Below are 15545 nucleotides of genomic sequence, written 5' to 3'. Positions count from 1 at the left end.
AAGAGAGAAAAATCAATTGCGTCAGTGAGATACCTCGGTGTGCCTGCGCATGGGGGTGAACAGGTGCTCGTCGCGTTGTCGTGAGCGAGCGGAGGCATCCTCTCCAACGTGATAACCATATTCCCAAAACTTCGTTGGTTCGCCGGAATTCACCGTGGTTACATGGCCCCACTTTGAAGCTGACAGGCGGGGCAAACATGAAACACGTATCCAAATCGTCGCGGACCAACTGGTCACGCTGGCTGAAAACGCTGCCGGTGCTCGCAGCAGTAGTGGGCGTCGCAGCGACCTCGGCGGCCTACGCCGGCGCCGCGACGGGCGAGCCGTATCTCATCGGCGTGAGCGGACCGTTGACCGGACAGGACGCGCAATACGGCACACAGTGGAAGCGTGGCTTCGATCTCGCGCTGGAGCAGATCAACAGCCAGGGCGGCATCAAGGGCCGCCCGCTTGCCTACGACTTCGAGGACAGCCGTGGCGACCCGCGCCAGGCCGTGTCGATCGCGCAGAAGTTCGTTGGCGATCCGCGCATTCTGCTGGAGCTGGGTGACCTGTCGAGCACGACCTCGATGGCGGCCTCGCCGATTTATCAGCGGGCACAACTCGTGCAATTCGGCTTCACCAATTCACACCCCGACTTCACCAAGGGTGGCGACTACATGTGGAGCACCGCACTGAGTCAAGCCGAAGAGCAGCCGCTGCTCGCGCACTACGCGACGAAAGAACTCGGCTTCAAGCGCATTGCCGTGCTCTATCTGAATACCGACTGGGGCCGCACCAGCAAGGACATTTTCGCGAAAGCCGCCGCGCAGGATGGCGCGCAGGTTGTCGCGGCGGAAGGCTATCAGCCGACCGAAAAGGATTTCCGCGCGACGCTGGTGCGTGTGAACGAAGCGAAGCCCGATTCGCTCGTGCTGATCTCGTACTACGCAGACGGCGCGCAAATCGTGCGCCAGGCGCGTTCGTCGGGTTTGACGCAACCAATCGCGGCAGTGGGCTCGGTTTATTCGCCGAAGTTTCTCGAACTCGGCGGCGAGGCCGTGAACGGCGTATTCACCGAATCGAATTTTTTCCCCGGCGACAAGCGGCCTGAAGTACAGGACTTCGTGCAGCGTTATCGCGCGAAGTACAGCGGCGAGCCCGATACCTTCGCCGCGCGCGCTTACGACGCGATGATCGTCTCGGCGGAAGTCATGCGCCGCTACGGCGTGACCCGTCAGGCAGTGCATGACGGCCTGAAGCAGATCAAGGACGTGCCGAGCCTGATTTTCGGCAAGGTGCAGTTCGATCCGCAGACGCGCCGTGTGGCCGGCGCGCGCAGCGTGTACCTGGTCGTCAAGGACAATCAGTTCCAGCAATGGGATGGTTCCAAGCCGCTGGTCGCATCGAAATAACGCCTGGGCAACGCACAAGCAACGCTCACGTGTCTGCTTCTCACCGGATCTGAATGCTATGGCTTCATGGCTGGACTACACGATCAACGGACTGATCGTCGGCAATATCTATGCATTGCTGGCGGTTGGCCTCGCGCTGATTTTCGGCGTGTCGCATCTGATCAACTTTGCGCACGGCTCGGTGTACATGATCGGCAGCTTCATCGGCTGGTTGTGCCTGACGCGGCTCGGTTTGCCGTTGCCGCTGGCCTTGCTGGCGGTGGTGGTCGGCTGCGGGCTGCTGGGCATCGCGATCGAGCGCATCGGCTTGCGGCCGCTGCAGGGTGCTGCGCGCATCGCGCCGCTACTCGCGACGATCGGTATCAGCTTCGTGCTCGATCAATGCGCGCAGTTGCTGTTCGGCGCCGATCCGCGGCCGGTGCCTAGCACGCTGCCCGATTGGCACTTTCGCCTCGGCGGCGCAACGATCGGCTCGCTGGATCTGCTGATCGCAGGCATCGGCGTGACGGCGGCTGCCGTGCTCTATGTGTTCCTGCGTTTCACGCGCCTCGGCTGGGCCGTACGCGCTACCGCGCAAGACCGGGACGCGGCGCAGCAGATGGGCGTCAACGTCAACGGCGTCAATCAGGCGGTGTTTGCGATTGCGTGCGCGCTCGGCGGCGTGAGCGGCTTGCTGGTCGGCATGTACTACAACAGCATCGATCCGGCGATGGGTTTCCAGGCCACGCTGAAGGGCGTGGTGGCGTTGCTGATCGGCGGTCTGGGCAACGTGCCGGGCGCGATTGTCGGCAGCTTGCTGCTGGGTCTGGTCGAGAGTTATGGCGTGGCGATCTTCGGCACCAGTTACCGCGATCTGTTCGCGTTCGTTTTGCTGTTGCTGTTTCTGGTGTGGCGTCCCAATGGACTCTTTAGCGGCAGCCGCCGTTTGCCGCCCGAGCCGATGACGGGCACGTTCCTGTCCGCGGGCAAAGCGGTGAAAGTGCCACGCGCTGTGGTGATCGCGTTGGCACTGGCTGCGGTTGCGCTGCCGTTCGTCGCCAGTTCGTCCTATCTCCTGCAAACACTCACCAATGCCTGGCTGTACGGAATGTTGGCGTTGAGCCTGACGCTGGTGGCGGGTACGGTTGGACAGATTTCGCTTGGTCATGCTGCGTTGCTGGTGATCGGCGCATACGCCTCTGCGTTGCTGTCGACGAATCTCGGCTGGTCACCCGTCGTGACGATCTTCTGCGCCGGCCTGATCACCGCCGCGCTGGGCACGCTGCTGGTCTATCCGGCGTTCCGGTTGCGCGGCCACTACGTGTCGATTGCGACGCTCGGCATCGGCGAAGTGGTGAGTCTCGTGATCCTCAACTGGGACAGTCTGACGCGCGGCCCACTCGGCATCGCGGGCATTGCGCCGTTGTCGGTGTTCGGCTGGACGCCCGATAGCGCTCGCGCGATCTACTGGTTCGCGCTGGGCGTGCTGATCGTGCTGGCGCTTTTGCAAACGCGGCTGTTGAGCTCACATCTGGGTCGGACGCTGCGGGCGATTCGCGAAGACGAAGTCGCCGCGCGCTCGCACGGCATTCGCCCGAACCGCTACAAGGCGATCGCGTTTGCGTTCGGCGGGCTGGCTGCCGGGATCAGCGGCGGGATTGCGGCGCATCTGTATAGCTACATCAACAACCAGACCTTCGACTCGCAAGTCTCCATCCTCGCCCTGACGATGGTGATTCTCGGCGGGCTCGGTAATGTGCTGGGCGGCATCGTCGGCGCGGCCGCGCTGATCGGCTTGCCGGAGATTTTCCGCTGGGCCGCCGACTATCGGATGCTGATCTACGGCCTGGTGTTGCTGCTGCTGGTGCGGTTCAGGCCGCAGGGTTTGCTGGGAACGGTATGACGGAGCGCACATGACACAGACTCTTCTCGACGTGCGCGGCGTGACACGGCGCTTCGGCGGATTGACCGCGGTGAACGGCGTCGATCTTTCGATTGCGGAAGGCGAACTCGTCAGCGTGATCGGGCCGAACGGCGCGGGCAAGTCGACGCTGTTCAATCTGATCACCGGGCTCGATACGCCGGACGCAGGCAGCGTGCAATTCGACGGCCGCGACATCACCGGCGTGCGACCGGAAAAGCTCGCCGCGCTCGGACTTGCGCGCACGTTTCAACATGGCCGCGTGTTCGGCAATCTGAGCGTGCTCGACAACGTCTTGATCGGCGCGCATGCACGTTTGCGCGCTACCCGCACGGGTTGGCCGATTGTCGGCGCCATCGCCGAAGTCGCGCGCGCACTGATCGGACCCGCTTCGGTCCGGCGTGAAGACGCGGCGTTGCGTGATGAAGTGCGCGAGATCATCGCCGGGTTCGGCGAGCGCCTCGCGCCGCGTATCGATCATCCGGCGCACAGCCTGTCGTATGCGAACCGCCGGCGCGTCGAGATCGCCCGCGCGCTTGCCTTGCATCCGCGCATCCTGCTGCTCGACGAGCCGACGGCCGGCATGAACGAGTCCGAAACCGCCGAAATGCTGGTGCTGATCCAGCAACTGAAAGCGCGCGGGCTGACCATCCTGCTGATCGAACACAAGCTCGACATGGTGATGCGGCTATCGGATCGCGTGATCGTGCTCGACAACGGCGGCAAAATCGCCGAAGGGTTGCCGCGCGACGTGCGCAACGATCCGCGCGTGATCGAGGCGTATCTGGGCCATCGCAATGTCGGCGGCGCGGCGGCTGTGCGCGTCGCGGCCTGAACTTCTGGAACATCGACGATGAGCGACGCTCTACTGAAACTCGAACACATCGAGACGTTTTACGGTCCCGTGCAGGTGCATTTCGACGTCAATTTTCAAGTGCGGCGCGGGCAGATCGTGAGTTTGCTCGGCGGCAACGCGAGCGGCAAATCGACCACGATGAAGCTGATTCTCGGTTTGCACAAGCCTCGCTCCGGCAGCGTGACATTCGAAGGTGAGGCGATCACAGGACTCAGTACGCCGCAGATCGTGCGGCGCGGTGTTGGGTCCGTACCCGAGGCGCGGCGGCTGTTCGGCGACATGACGGTGCGTGAGAATCTGCTGATGGGTGCCTATACACGGCGCGATCGTGTTGCGATCGACGAAGACTATGAGCGCGTGCTGGGCCTTTTCCCTCGCGTGAAAGAGCGCCTGGCGCAAAAGGCGGGCACGCTCTCGGGCGGCGAACAGCAGATGCTGGCCATGGCGCGCGCACTGATGAGCCGGCCGAAATTGATCTGCATGGACGAACCCACCATGGGTTTGTCGCCGCTCTACGTCGATAAGGTGCTGGAACTGATCGACACGATCAATAAGCAAGGCGTGACGTTCTTCATGGTCGAGCAGAACGCCAGCCTCGCGCTGGAAATCGCGCATTACGGCTATGTGTTGCAGACCGGCCGCGTCGTGCTGGAAGGCACGGCGGAGTCGCTGCTCGGTGATGAGCGGATACGTGATGCGTATCTCGGTGGAGAAGCCGCGGCGACGACGGCGTCCTGATGCGATCAACGCACGACCGCAAGCGCAGCGGACGGCTTATGCGGTTGCCGATTCGATCACCCGTGCATCGCGCCTCGCAGCACCATGCGCTTGCCATGCTTAGGGCCGGGGCCGCCGGTAAGCCGATCGTCAATCCCGTGGTTTCGCCAAAGCGGATTCAAAGATCGAACTGGTCGAACTCGCTCTGCAGTTCGCGGTTACGTGCAACGCGCTCGTCGATGCCCGGCCCGAGCCGTTCGACAATCGCCGAAATCAGCAGATTGAACAGGCACGTGAGCGGCGCCAGCGAGTCCCAGAACTGACCGACATCGGTCTTCACCTGCAAAAGATCGCCGTCGAATTCGCGCGCCCACGGACAGTAAATGTCGGTGACGAGCGCGAAGGGCAGCCCACGGCGGCTGGCCGCTTCGCAATAGCGGCGCGCGATCATCGAATAGGCGCGCGTATCGGTGACGATCAGATACGGCGACTTGAACTCGGAGTTCAGCGAATCGACATAGGAGCCCGACATCCCGTCCGAATAGAACACGCGCGGACGGATGTACTCCAGGTAGCTGTAGAACGCGTTGCTGATGCCGCGCGTGGACTGAATACCGAGGATATAGACGGCGTCAGCGTTCGAAATGCGTTCGGCCACGCGGGCAAACACCGGCGATTGCGCAAGCTGGTAGACATGCTGGATCGCGCCGATTTCGAGTTCGAGCGAGTGCGCGAGAGCGGGGTTTGGGGCGGGGCTGGCAGCCGGGGTGGCAACATCGGGCCCGCTTGCGGCCGGTGTGGCTTCGTCGTGCTGGCCGGAGGCGCGGCGAAAGGCGTCGAGCCGGTCGGTGATCAGCCACGGGCGCTCCTGCGCGCCGCGCAATTCGCGCTTCAGGTCATCGAGGTTCTGGTAGCCGATGCTGCGCAAGAACCGGCCCACTGAGATGCCGCTGGTGCCGGCTTGCTGGGCAATCTGGTCGGCGTTCTCGAGTCCAAGCCGGTCGAGATTCGCCAGCATGTAGCTGGCGACGCGCTTGGAGGTGGGCGTGAGTTTGGCAAAGCGGGCTTCGACGGTTTGTGCAAATGCGGTGGGCATCGTAGTCGCGGCGCGAGTGGTGGATCGATTATCGAGATGATGACATATTCATCCGACAACCGACCCCGCGCGGTCCTGAAAATCAGGGAACGCACGCACGGGCGATACATCTTTCAGACGGCCGGCCGCACCGGCGCGCTTCGCGAGAAGTGCCGCGCGCCCGCCACACACGCGACCACCACGACGGTCACCAGGATCATTGCGAGCGGTACCTGTTCGTGCAGCAGCAAACCGGCGAGCAGCAGACCAAAGAACGGCTGCAGCAATTGCAGTTGCCCGACCCCCGCGATCCCGCCTAAGGCCAGTCCGCGATACCAGAACACGAAGCCGATCAGCATGCTGAAAAGCGACACGTACGCGAGTCCCCACAGCGCCGCATGGCTCACCCCTTCAAACGATGCAGGCCGCGCCCACCAGGCGAGCGGCAGCATCACCGGCAGCGACAGCACCAGCGCCCACGAAATCACCTGCCAGCCGCCGAGATGACGCGACAGCCGCGCGCCTTCGGCATAACCCAGGCCGCAGGCGACGATCGCCGCGAGCATCAACGCATCACCGAGCGGCGACGCGTTAAGGCCGTGGCGCAAGGCGAACGCGACCACCGCGCCGCTGCCGAGCGCCGAGAACAGCCAGAACGCCGGCTGGGGGCGTTCGCCGCCGCGCAGCACGCCGAAGATCGCGGTGGACAGCGGCAGGAGCCCGACGAACACCACGGCGTGCGCGGCGCTCACGTGGCGCAGCGCCAGAGCGGTCAGAAGCGGAAAGCCGACCACCACGCCGAGCGCGACGATCACCAGCGGCACGAGCTCGCGCTTCGCGGGCCGGGCCTGGCGAAACACGAGCAGAAGCAGCAGCCCCAACGTGCCCGCGATCGTAGCGCGCGCCATCGTCAGAAACACCGGATCGAAGCCTTGTACGGCGATGCGGGTGGCGGGTAGCGAGCCGCTGAAAATCAACACGCCCACCATGCCGCTCACCCAGCCGTTCGTTGTCTTGTCCATCGAAAGAGTCCATGCGCATTAAAAATGGAACCTGCAGCATCCGCTTTCGAGCCGAAAAGGGTAAGCTACGGATCAGTACAATTCGTACAAACTGTACCGAACATGGAGCAGTACAGATGGCGGAAAGCGATACCAACCGGGCAGCCTTGGGCGCGCCAACCGGCACGCGGGTCGGCACGGTGATGGACAGCTTGCGCGAGCGCATCGCCAGCCGTTCGTTGATGCCGGGTGCGCGCGTGCCCTCGATCCGCGCGATGACCGAGACGCTCGGCGTGTCGAAGTCGACCGTGGTGGAAGCGTATGACCGGCTGGTCGCGGAAGGGGTGATCGTGGCGCGGCGCGGTTCCGGCTTTTTCGTGTCCGGCCATGCGCCGCCGCTTGCGCTCGCCGATCTCGGGCCTCGGCTGGATCGCGAGGTCGATCCGCTGTGGCTCACGCGGCAGTCGCTGGAGGCCGGTGCGAAGGTGCTCAAGCCGGGTTGCGGCTGGATGCCGCCTTCATGGCTGCCGGAAGACGGCGTACGCCGCGCGTTGCGTGCCGTGGCGCGCGATCCGCAGTCGCCGCTCGCCGACTATGCGAGCCCGCTCGGTCTACCCGCGTTGCGTCAGCAACTTGCCTGGCGGCTCGCGCAACATGGCGTGGACGCGCCGCCCGAGCAGATCCTGCTGACCGACGGCGGCACGCATGCGCTCGATCTCGTCTGCCGCTTTCTGCTCGAAGCCGGCGACACGGTTCTGATCGACGATCCGTGCTACTTCAACTTCCAGGCGCTGCTGCGCGCGCATCGCGTCCGCATCGTCGGTGTGCCTTATACGCCGTCCGGTCCGGATCTGGCGGCATTCGAGCGGGCGCTGGTCGAGCACCGCCCGCGGCTCTACGTGACCAATTCCGCGATCCACAATCCGACCGGCGCCACGCTTGCGCCTGCCATTGCGCATCGGCTGCTGAAACTGGCGGGTGAGCACAATCTGTTGATCGTCGAAGACGATATCTTTGCCGACTTCGAGGACGAACCCGCGCCGCGTCTCGCAGCGTTCGACGGTCTCGCGCGGGTGGTCTCGATCGGCAGTTTTTCGAAGACCTTGTCCGCGGCCGTGCGCTGCGGTTACATCGCGGCGCGCAGCGAATGGATCGAGCCGCTGGTCGATCTGAAGCTGGCCACCACGTTCGGCAACGGCCAGCTCGCGGCGAGCGTCGTGCATCGTTTGCTGGTGGATGGCACCTACCGGCGGCATCTGGAATCGATGCGCGCGAAGCTGGCGGACGCCATGGGGGAGACGATCAGGCGGCTAGGTTATGCCGGCCTTGAAGTGTGGACGCGGCCACGCGCCGGGATATTCGTGTGGGCGCGCTTGCCCGATGCGCTCGACGCCGCCGATATCGCGCGTCACGCATTAGCTGAGAGTGTGGTGTTCGCGCCGGGCAATGTTTTCAGCGCGTCGCAATCGGCGGCCGGCTTCCTGCGCTTTAACGTGTCGCAATGCAACCGGCCGAAGGTGTACGAAGCGCTGCAACGGGCGATGGACGTGTCGGCTGCGTCGAAGGCGCACGCCTGAGCGCGCGCCACGCCACGCAACCTTACTTGCACAGCAACAACAAACGCTCCTGATCCGTGCAGGCGGAGCGCGGTTTCTGTGCGGCTTGTGCGGCCGTCGCGCTGATCGCCGCGCTCTTGTTCGCAAGACACGCGCGCAGATGTTTTTCCACCGGCCCGTAGTATCTCCATCCGCGCACGAGAGGCGGCAATTCGAGTTTCACCTGCTTCCACTTCGGATGCCCATGCTCCTGCAGATTGTCGAAGTTGGCGCAGAGCGAGTCCGCAAAGTGATTCAGATTGCCGACGGTATCGCGCAGACCGTAATCGTACGTGACGAGAAAGGCCTTGACCGTTAGCGTGGGGACATCTTCCTTCAGCCAGTTCGGATAGCTGGTCGCGCGGAGTGTCGTGGGAAAATACGTCTGTTTCGCACGGGTGGTTTCGGGCGCGTTAGGATCAACCTTCAGCGGGCGGATCTGTTGCAGCAGCTCGGGATTCATGTCGTTGAACAGTTTCGCCGGCTGCCCGACCACGATGATCGCAACGTCCACCTTCTTGACGATCAACGCGGCCAGCGCGTCTTCGTTGCTCAGGTGCTGGACGTTCTGCTCGGGAATCGCCTGTCCGAACATCAGGTGATAGAGGGTCGTGGCCGTTTGCGCGGTGCCGCTGCCGAGCAGGCCCACGCTGATGCTCTTGTCCTTGATGTCGGCGAAGGTTTTCATCGGCGAGTCCGCGCGCACCACGACGTTAATTTCCTCGTCGTAGAGCGGCATGATAAGCCGTAGTGGCCGGATCGTCGTACCCGCGTCGGCATTGCCCGCGTTGGCCATGTCGATGTAGGCCTGATACACATCGGACTGCACCAGCGCGAGCTTCACGCCAGGCTCGAAGCGCATGCGCTGCACATTTTCAGCCGAACCCTTCGACGCCATCACTTCCAGGTCGATGCCCGCCGGCTGCGCCACCCACTTCGACAGATCCTGGCCGATCTGAATGTACGTGCCGCGTTCCGGGCCGGTGACGATCTTGTAGTGCGCAGCCTCCGCGCCTGCAAACGAAGACATGATCATCAGCGCCAGCCCCAGCCATCCCGCCAGAAGTTTCTTCAGCATGGTTTATCTACCTATCGGTCAGGGTTTAACTGCCTCTCGCATCGGCGCGCGCGAAGCACCGGTGAGCCGGCTTGCCTTCTCATGTTCAATGCGTGGCGCCCGCCATGTCCGTCTGTTGCCGCGCAGAGGGCACGCGAAACGCCAGCGCAATCGGGCGTGCCATGATTCATGCGGTCAGTCAGACAAATCGATCGTGCGAACGGCCAGTAAATTCGGTATCCAAACTTTTTAGCTCGCTGGAATGCCGGTCTACGCATGCGGCTTGAGCGGTGCCCAACCTGTCTCGTGAATCACGCGTGCAAGGATCGTTTTCGCGGTGTCGTTGCCGGTGTCGATCGCGAGCGCCTCATTGGCGTGCTGGCGCGCGCAACTCCACGACTGCTGCGAGGCACACAGTTGTGCGGCCTGCAACGCGGCGTCGCGGCGCGCGGCGAGTGGCTTCAATTCGGTCAACAGGCTTTGTGCGTCGGCGTTGCCGGGCTGCAGCGTTTGCGCCGTGCCAAGCGCCGCTTGTGCCGCGGAGAGGTCGTTGGCGCGGAAGGCCAGACGCGCTGCCTGCAGCGCTTGTGCGGCATCGCGGAACTGCGGCGCTGCTGGTTTTACAGGCTCTGGGGGCAACGGCGGCGCGACGGGCGTGGCCAGGATTGCCGGTGCTGCCTTGGCGGCATTGCTGGGGATAGCGGGCTTAACCGCGGCGGCCTGATTCGTTGGCTGAGCCGGTGCGTACGGCGCAATCGTGCCGGTCGCCGTTCTGGCATCCTGAGGATTGTCCGCCGTCTGCTCGGTATTGCCGTTCCGCGATTCGTGGTCGTCGCTGAATAGTGTAAAGGCGACATACGCTAGTCCGATTGCGCCAATCGCCACGATTGCGAGCAGCACCCGGCGTATCGGGAATGTGCTGCGGTCCGCAGAATACTTCAGATCGGTGAGCGGCGGAATCGGCTCGTCCTCAGGCACGAGTGCCGGCGCTTCTATCGGGGACTCGACAGGCGCGGCTTCGTCGGTGACCGCAGTCGGCGCGGCGAGGTCGATTTCAGCCGGCTGTGTCGGATCGAAGCCGTTTTTCTGCGCTGTCTTGCTGATGGCGCTGGCGCGGCTGCCGGGAATCACGACACGCTTGTGCGGCCCGGTGTCAAGCGGATGCACGGCGCCGCAATACGGGCAATAGTCGACTTGCCGGTACAGCGCACCGCCGCAGCGTTTGCAGGGCGTCGGGAAACTATGGCCGAGTATTGTCTGGGTGGACATACTGTGGACCCACCTGTGGAAAACAATGCCGTTACGGCATGCTCCAGATCGTGTTGAGGCAGGAGTAATGTCCGCGGAAACCACGATCCACATGCGCTGGAGAATCCAGGGACGCAAGTCCTAGCTTGCGGTGCCGCTGCTTGCAATATGTGGCGTTTCAATGAGAACGTCAATCGACGTTCTCACCTACTTTATGTGCGCTAGAGCACATTTGTAGGTACGACGAAACACTGCATATGTCGGCAGAACGAACAGGCTGACGGTTTTTTTTACACAGTTTGCGCAATCGCGGTGCAGAGGCGTCGATACGATGGCGCGCTGGCGGAATTGGCATGACGAAATGGCGGCAATGAAAGCAGAACGAGGTCGAAGCGCGCGGCGTTCGACCTCGTCATCAAGCGCTTGCAGAAAACGCCTGTTGCAAACGGAATACAAAAATCAGTGCTTGCGCAGCGGATGATCCTTCAGAAGCCATGCGAGCGCAAAGGCCAGCACGACGACGCAGGCCGCCGAGAGATACACCGTGTGCAACGCACCGGCAAACGCTTGCAGATAGTCGTCGCGCAAGGCTTCAGGCAACTGGTGGATGGCTGCCGGTCCGAGCGCGTGCGGCAATTCGGTGTCGGCCGGAATCAGTTTTTCCAGGCGCGCGGCAAGGCCGTTCGAAAACACCGCGCCAAAACCGGCCACGCCGATCGAGCCGCCGATCGAGCGAAACAGCGTCGCGCCTGACGTGGCGACACCCATGTGCTTGAACTCGACCGTATTCTGCACGGCGAGAATCAGCACCTGCATCACCATGCCGAGGCCGAAGCCGAGAATGCCCATGTCGATATACATCACACGAATGGGCGTGTTGATCTGCAGACGTGCGAGCAGCAACATCGCGACGGCCACGAGAAACGTGCCGGCGATCGGAAACATGCGGTATTTGCCGATCTTGCTGATTACACGTCCGGTCACCATCGACATCACGAACAGACCGCCCATCATCGGCAGCATCTGCATGCCGGCTTGCGTGGGTGTCGAGCCCTTGACCACTTGCAGATACAGCGGCAGGAAGGTGACCGAGCCGAACAGCGACACGCCGATGATGAAGCCGATCAGACTGCTCAGCAAAAACGTGCGCTGTTTGAAGAGCTCGAGCGGCATGATCGGCTCGACGGCAGTGCGCTCTTCGTGGATGAAGCCCCAGATCGCTACCAGCCCCATCCCCAGCGTGAACCACAACTGCGGCGACGACCACGGCAGGATCGTGCCGCCCTGACTCGTGAACAGGATGATGCCGGTGAGTGCGCCGGCGAGAAACGCGGCGCCCATGTAGTCGATGGTGTGCTTTACGTGCCGCACGTGCGGTTTGAAGACCGCGCCGATCACAGCCAGCGAGATGAGGCCGAGCGGCAGGTTGATGTAGAAAATCCAGCGCCATGACAGGTGCTCGACGAGAAAGCCGCCGAGCAGGGGCCCGACCACCGTCGCGAGACCGAACACGCCGCCGAATACGCCCTGGAAGCGGCCGCGCTCGGCCGGCGGAATCACGTCCGCGATGGCGGCCATCGTCACGACTAGCAGACCGCCCCCGCCGAGCCCCTGCAGCGCGCGCAGCACGATCAACTGGGTCATGTTCTGGGCGACGCCGCATAGCGCGGAGCCGACGAGGAACACGACGATCGCCGTTTGCAGCACGATCTTGCGGCCGAACAGATCGCCGAATTTGCCATACAACGGCACGACGATGGTCGAGCTGAGCAGGTAGGCGGTCACCACCCACGAGAGGTTGTTGAGGCCGCCGAGTTCGCCGACGATGGTCGGCAGCGCGGTCGAGACGATCGTCTGATCGAGCGCGGCGAGCAGCATGACCAGCAGCAGTGCCGGAAACAGCAGGCGGATCGGCGGGTGATCATTTGCCTGCGGGCCGGACTGCGGATCTGACTGCGCATCTGGCAGCGTTAGCCCGGCGGGTTGAGTCGTTGTCGATTGGTCCATGGCGCCACAGTGTTGAAATTAATTAATTCGGAGATTAATATATGCGACATTGTGTCACTCGTCAAATTGAATGCAATGGCAAGGATTCCGTCAGATGACCGGGAAGTGAAACGCCCGCCGCGCAGCACGGCCGCCGTGAAGGCGCGAAAGCTTTCGAAGCCGGCGTCAGCCGCTGGGGGCGATTCTGCGGACGCTTCAATTGCCGCACCGCCGTCCGCACCCGCACGGCGACCGGGCAGGCCTTCGGGCTCGGCGCGCGGCCCTGAGCAGCGCAACCGCCTGCTGGACGCGGCGCTCGCCCTGTTCGCACGGCAGGGCATCGTCGACACCACGCTCGGCGAGATTGCCCGCGAGGCGGGTTTCACATCGGCGATGATGCATTACTACTTCAAGACGCGCGATCAGTTGCTCGACGTGCTGATCGATGAGCGTTTTGCGCCGCTGCGCGCGGGGATGGGCGTGCCGTTTCAGGAAAATCCCGACGATCCGGTGGCGGCCATCACGCAACTCGCGCAGCGTTTGGTGAAGGCTGCGAGCGACAACCCGTGGTTTCCGTCGCTGTGGGTGCGTGAAGTGATCAGCGACGGCGGCCTGCTGCGCCAGCGCATGCATGAACGGTTCGGCGACGCGAATCAGAAGGCGTCGCTGTTAGCCATCGCGCGCTGGCAAAAGGAGGGGCGCCTGAATGCCGGGCTGGAGCCCTCGCTGATGTTCGTCACGTTGCTGGGCATGACGATTCTGCCGCTGGCCACCTCGAAGCTGTGGCGTAACGATCCCGCGCGGCGCAACATCGGCAGCGAGGAGATCGCACGGCATGCGGTGGCCTTGCTGGTGCAGGGCGTCGGTCCTGGCAAGGTGGACTGACACACGGCCTGACTCATTCAGAACTGCGTTTTTGCCGCCACGCCTCGTACGCGGCCCTGGTTTTTTCGTTCGGCGGATAAGTGCCGGGCAGGGCGGCGCCTTCACGAATACGCTCGGTGAGAAACACTTCGAGTTGCTCCTGCTCGGCGGCAGCTTGCGCAACTTCGGCGGCCATTTTGAACGGGATGACCACCACGCCGTCCGCATCGCCCACGATCACGTCGCCGGGAAACACAGCGACACCGCCACAGCCGATCGGCACATTGATATCCACCGCGTGATGCCGGATCAGATTCGGCGGTGCGCTTGCGCCGGCACAAAACACCGGCATGCCGAGCGCGGCGATCGTCGTGCTGTCGCGCACCGGACCGTCGGACACCATGCCCGCTACGCCGCGCACCTGCAACCGCAGCGAGAGGATCGAACCGAACGAGGCGCTGCTGCGTTCACCGCGGCAATCCTGCACGAGCACATGGCCGGCCGGAATGGTCTCGACACATTTGCGCTGTGCGTACTCGGGATCCGCAAACAGTTCGAGCACGTCGATGTCTTCGCGCGAAGGAATATTGCGCAGCGTGAAGGCCGGCCCGACCAGATTCGCGCCACTGTGCGCGGCGAGCGGCGCAACGCCCTGCATGAACGTATTGCGCAAGCCGCGCTTGAACAACTGGGTGGTCAGCGTGGCGGTACTGACATGACGGAGTGTTTCGAGCGTGGCGGAGTCGAGATCGAACATGGTGTCGGGCGGCCTCAGGTTTTAGGGGCGGGGAGATGGCGCTCAGATGACGTGCTGCGTCGCAGCGGCAGAACGTAACGCAGCCGCTGCGATCTCGCGCACACGATCATAGCGCCGCCGCGGATCGTGCGGCAGGCTCGCGCAACCATGCTGACGTAACGACGAATCTGGTGAATCTGGCGAGGCACGCAACGTGCTACCTGAGGAGTGGATTTGAACGCCGCGCGAGAGGCATAACAGCGCCGGCGCCGCAATAGAACATGAATGTCAGAGCAGACGCTGAGGCGGGCAAGGCGATGGACGCGGGTTTGCAGCAGCCGCCACGGCGAATCGGGTGTCGGCATCGGTCAGCCAGGGCAGTGGAGCCGAGGGCCGGTTTTTCATCGGCGTGCAATTTTGGCGCGTTACTGTGCGCACGCGTTGCGCCCAGGCCATGTTTTACAATCGCGGGCCTGCATGCAACTCGACGCATGAAATCGAGTCGGAACCATGAACAGCAATATCGCAGCCGCGCAAATCGGCGGCAAACAGCAGGGTAGTACGTTGGCCGAGTCTGATGGCCTAACCGGTTTTTTAGAGCAACAACAGAACATGAACGGAGCATTGAGGCTCGATCAGGCCACGATCGTGCTCGTCGAAGACGACCGGGATAGCCGGGAATCACTGACCTTGTTACTCGAGGCGGAAGGGGCGCATGTCGTCGCAGTGGCGGATGCGGAAGAGGGCGTCGAAGCGGCGCTGCGGCTGTTGCCTGATGCCGTGGTGTGCGACCTCGAATTGCCGGCCATGGACGGCTTTTATCTGATCCAGCGGCTGCGCGATCACGAGATTCGTGGTGACCACGCGCCTTCGGTGGCCGTGGCGCTCACGGGCCACACCGACGACGCTTACCGCTTACGCAGCATCGGCGAAGGCTTCCAGCATTTCATGACCAAGCCGGCATTGCCGGAAGACCTCGTGACACTGTTGCACGACGCGATCGACGCTCGCGCGGCAGGCTGAGGAGCGGCCTCGCGGCCGAAGGGCGGTTGCTTGCCGTTGCATCTTCGGCGGCAAGCTTTCGTCTGGCGAAACGATCTGCAATCAGACTGCAAA

13 protein-coding genes are annotated in these 15545 nt (G+C 63.2%); 7 read left to right on the top strand and 6 right to left on the bottom strand.

Features of this window, described 5'->3' with window-relative positions; translation table 11 throughout:
* Window positions 1-197 precede the first annotated feature (197 nt).
* Genes KHO33_RS21355 through KHO33_RS21340 form a run of 4 tightly spaced genes read left to right on the top strand, consistent with a single transcriptional unit; the run spans window position 198 to window position 4888 of the window.
* Complete coding sequence (locus KHO33_RS21355) at window positions 198-1394, top strand: ABC transporter substrate-binding protein (RefSeq protein WP_200565999.1); 1197 nt, start codon at window positions 198-200, stop codon at window positions 1392-1394.
* Between the two features lie 58 nt (window positions 1395-1452).
* Window positions 1453-3276 carry an ABC transporter permease gene (locus tag KHO33_RS21350; protein WP_200565998.1) on the top strand — a complete coding sequence of 608 codons (1824 nt, stop codon included), beginning with the start codon at window positions 1453-1455 and terminating at the stop codon, window positions 3274-3276.
* A gap of 10 nt (window positions 3277-3286) precedes the next feature.
* Entirely contained in the window at window positions 3287-4129 is an 843-nt protein-coding gene (locus KHO33_RS21345; RefSeq protein ID WP_200565997.1) for an ABC transporter ATP-binding protein, read from the top strand.
* Window positions 4130-4147: 18 nt separating this feature from the next.
* The gene (locus KHO33_RS21340) at window positions 4148-4888 is read left to right on the top strand and encodes an ABC transporter ATP-binding protein (RefSeq protein WP_054036506.1); all 741 of its coding nucleotides are present in this window, start codon (window positions 4148-4150) and stop codon (window positions 4886-4888) included.
* Window positions 4889-5045: 157 nt separating this feature from the next.
* Here KHO33_RS21340 and sapR read toward each other — a convergent pair whose 3' ends face one another.
* Both sapR and KHO33_RS21330 read right to left on the bottom strand, forming a co-directional pair.
* Window positions 5046-5963, bottom strand: coding sequence for a sap1 transcriptional regulator SapR (gene sapR / locus KHO33_RS21335; protein WP_200565996.1), 918 nt, complete (start codon window positions 5961-5963; stop codon window positions 5046-5048).
* 113 nt (window positions 5964-6076) lie between these two features.
* The gene (locus KHO33_RS21330; RefSeq protein ID WP_200565995.1) at window positions 6077-6964 is read right to left on the bottom strand and encodes a DMT family transporter; all 888 of its coding nucleotides are present in this window, start codon (window positions 6962-6964) and stop codon (window positions 6077-6079) included.
* A 116-nt stretch (window positions 6965-7080) separates the two neighbouring features.
* Here KHO33_RS21330 and KHO33_RS21325 point away from each other — a divergent pair, with 116 nt between their 5' ends.
* Window positions 7081-8520 carry an aminotransferase-like domain-containing protein gene (locus KHO33_RS21325; RefSeq protein WP_200565994.1) on the top strand — a complete coding sequence of 480 codons (1440 nt, stop codon included), beginning with the start codon at window positions 7081-7083 and terminating at the stop codon, window positions 8518-8520.
* 22 nt (window positions 8521-8542) lie between these two features.
* Here KHO33_RS21325 and KHO33_RS21320 read toward each other — a convergent pair whose 3' ends face one another.
* From KHO33_RS21320 to KHO33_RS21310, 3 genes are all read right to left on the bottom strand, one after another.
* Window positions 8543-9616 (bottom strand): TAXI family TRAP transporter solute-binding subunit, encoded by a 1074-nt coding sequence (locus KHO33_RS21320; RefSeq protein ID WP_200565993.1) that lies wholly within the window; start codon window positions 9614-9616, stop codon window positions 8543-8545.
* 249 nt (window positions 9617-9865) lie between these two features.
* Window positions 9866-10864 carry a zinc ribbon domain-containing protein gene (locus KHO33_RS21315; protein WP_200565992.1) on the bottom strand — a complete coding sequence of 333 codons (999 nt, stop codon included), beginning with the start codon at window positions 10862-10864 and terminating at the stop codon, window positions 9866-9868.
* Window positions 10865-11302: 438 nt separating this feature from the next.
* Entirely contained in the window at window positions 11303-12850 is a 1548-nt protein-coding gene (locus KHO33_RS21310) for an MDR family MFS transporter (RefSeq protein ID WP_200565991.1), read from the bottom strand.
* Window positions 12851-12925: 75 nt separating this feature from the next.
* Here KHO33_RS21310 and KHO33_RS21305 point away from each other — a divergent pair, with 75 nt between their 5' ends.
* Window positions 12926-13714, top strand: a complete 789-nt coding sequence (locus tag KHO33_RS21305) for a TetR/AcrR family transcriptional regulator (protein ID WP_200565990.1) — start codon at window positions 12926-12928, stop codon at window positions 13712-13714.
* A 13-nt stretch (window positions 13715-13727) separates the two neighbouring features.
* Here the strand turns inward: KHO33_RS21305 and KHO33_RS21300 are convergent, their stop codons facing one another.
* Window positions 13728-14450 carry a ribonuclease activity regulator RraA gene (locus KHO33_RS21300; protein ID WP_200565989.1) on the bottom strand — a complete coding sequence of 241 codons (723 nt, stop codon included), beginning with the start codon at window positions 14448-14450 and terminating at the stop codon, window positions 13728-13730.
* Window positions 14451-14939: 489 nt separating this feature from the next.
* On the opposite strand from KHO33_RS21300, the gene KHO33_RS21295 reads away from it, so the two are divergent.
* On the top strand, window positions 14940-15452 hold the full coding sequence (locus KHO33_RS21295) for a response regulator (RefSeq protein ID WP_054036498.1): 513 nt from the start codon (window positions 14940-14942) through the stop codon (window positions 15450-15452).
* Window positions 15453-15545: the final 93 nt, after the last annotated feature.

It is taken from the genome of Paraburkholderia nemoris, from assembly GCF_905221015.1.
GTDB classification, from domain to species: Bacteria; Pseudomonadota; Gammaproteobacteria; order Burkholderiales; family Burkholderiaceae; genus Paraburkholderia; species Paraburkholderia nemoris.
The sequence above is the reverse complement of the archived record's forward strand: the minus strand, read 5'-3'. Positions and strand labels throughout refer to the sequence as shown.

Coding starts and splice junctions, on each gene's coding strand:
- KHO33_RS21340 (WP_054036506.1), top strand. CDS start 4,148: ATGAGCGACGCTCTACTGAAACTCGAACACATCGAGACGTTTTACGGT.
- KHO33_RS21305 (WP_200565990.1), top strand. CDS start 12,926: ATGGCAAGGATTCCGTCAGATGACCGGGAAGTGAAACGCCCGCCGCGC.
- KHO33_RS21345 (WP_200565997.1), top strand. CDS start 3,287: ATGACACAGACTCTTCTCGACGTGCGCGGCGTGACACGGCGCTTCGGC.
- KHO33_RS21330 (WP_200565995.1), bottom strand. CDS start 6,964: ATGGACAAGACAACGAACGGCTGGGTGAGCGGCATGGTGGGCGTGTTG.
- KHO33_RS21315 (WP_200565992.1), bottom strand. CDS start 10,864: ATGTCCACCCAGACAATACTCGGCCATAGTTTCCCGACGCCCTGCAAA.
- KHO33_RS21295 (WP_054036498.1), top strand. CDS start 14,940: ATGAACAGCAATATCGCAGCCGCGCAAATCGGCGGCAAACAGCAGGGT.
- KHO33_RS21300 (WP_200565989.1), bottom strand. CDS start 14,450: ATGTTCGATCTCGACTCCGCCACGCTCGAAACACTCCGTCATGTCAGT.
- KHO33_RS21320 (WP_200565993.1), bottom strand. CDS start 9,616: ATGCTGAAGAAACTTCTGGCGGGATGGCTGGGGCTGGCGCTGATGATC.
- KHO33_RS21355 (WP_200565999.1), top strand. CDS start 198: ATGAAACACGTATCCAAATCGTCGCGGACCAACTGGTCACGCTGGCTG.
- KHO33_RS21310 (WP_200565991.1), bottom strand. CDS start 12,850: ATGGACCAATCGACAACGACTCAACCCGCCGGGCTAACGCTGCCAGAT.
- KHO33_RS21325 (WP_200565994.1), top strand. CDS start 7,081: ATGGCGGAAAGCGATACCAACCGGGCAGCCTTGGGCGCGCCAACCGGC.
- KHO33_RS21350 (WP_200565998.1), top strand. CDS start 1,453: ATGGCTTCATGGCTGGACTACACGATCAACGGACTGATCGTCGGCAAT.
- sapR (WP_200565996.1), bottom strand. CDS start 5,963: ATGCCCACCGCATTTGCACAAACCGTCGAAGCCCGCTTTGCCAAACTC.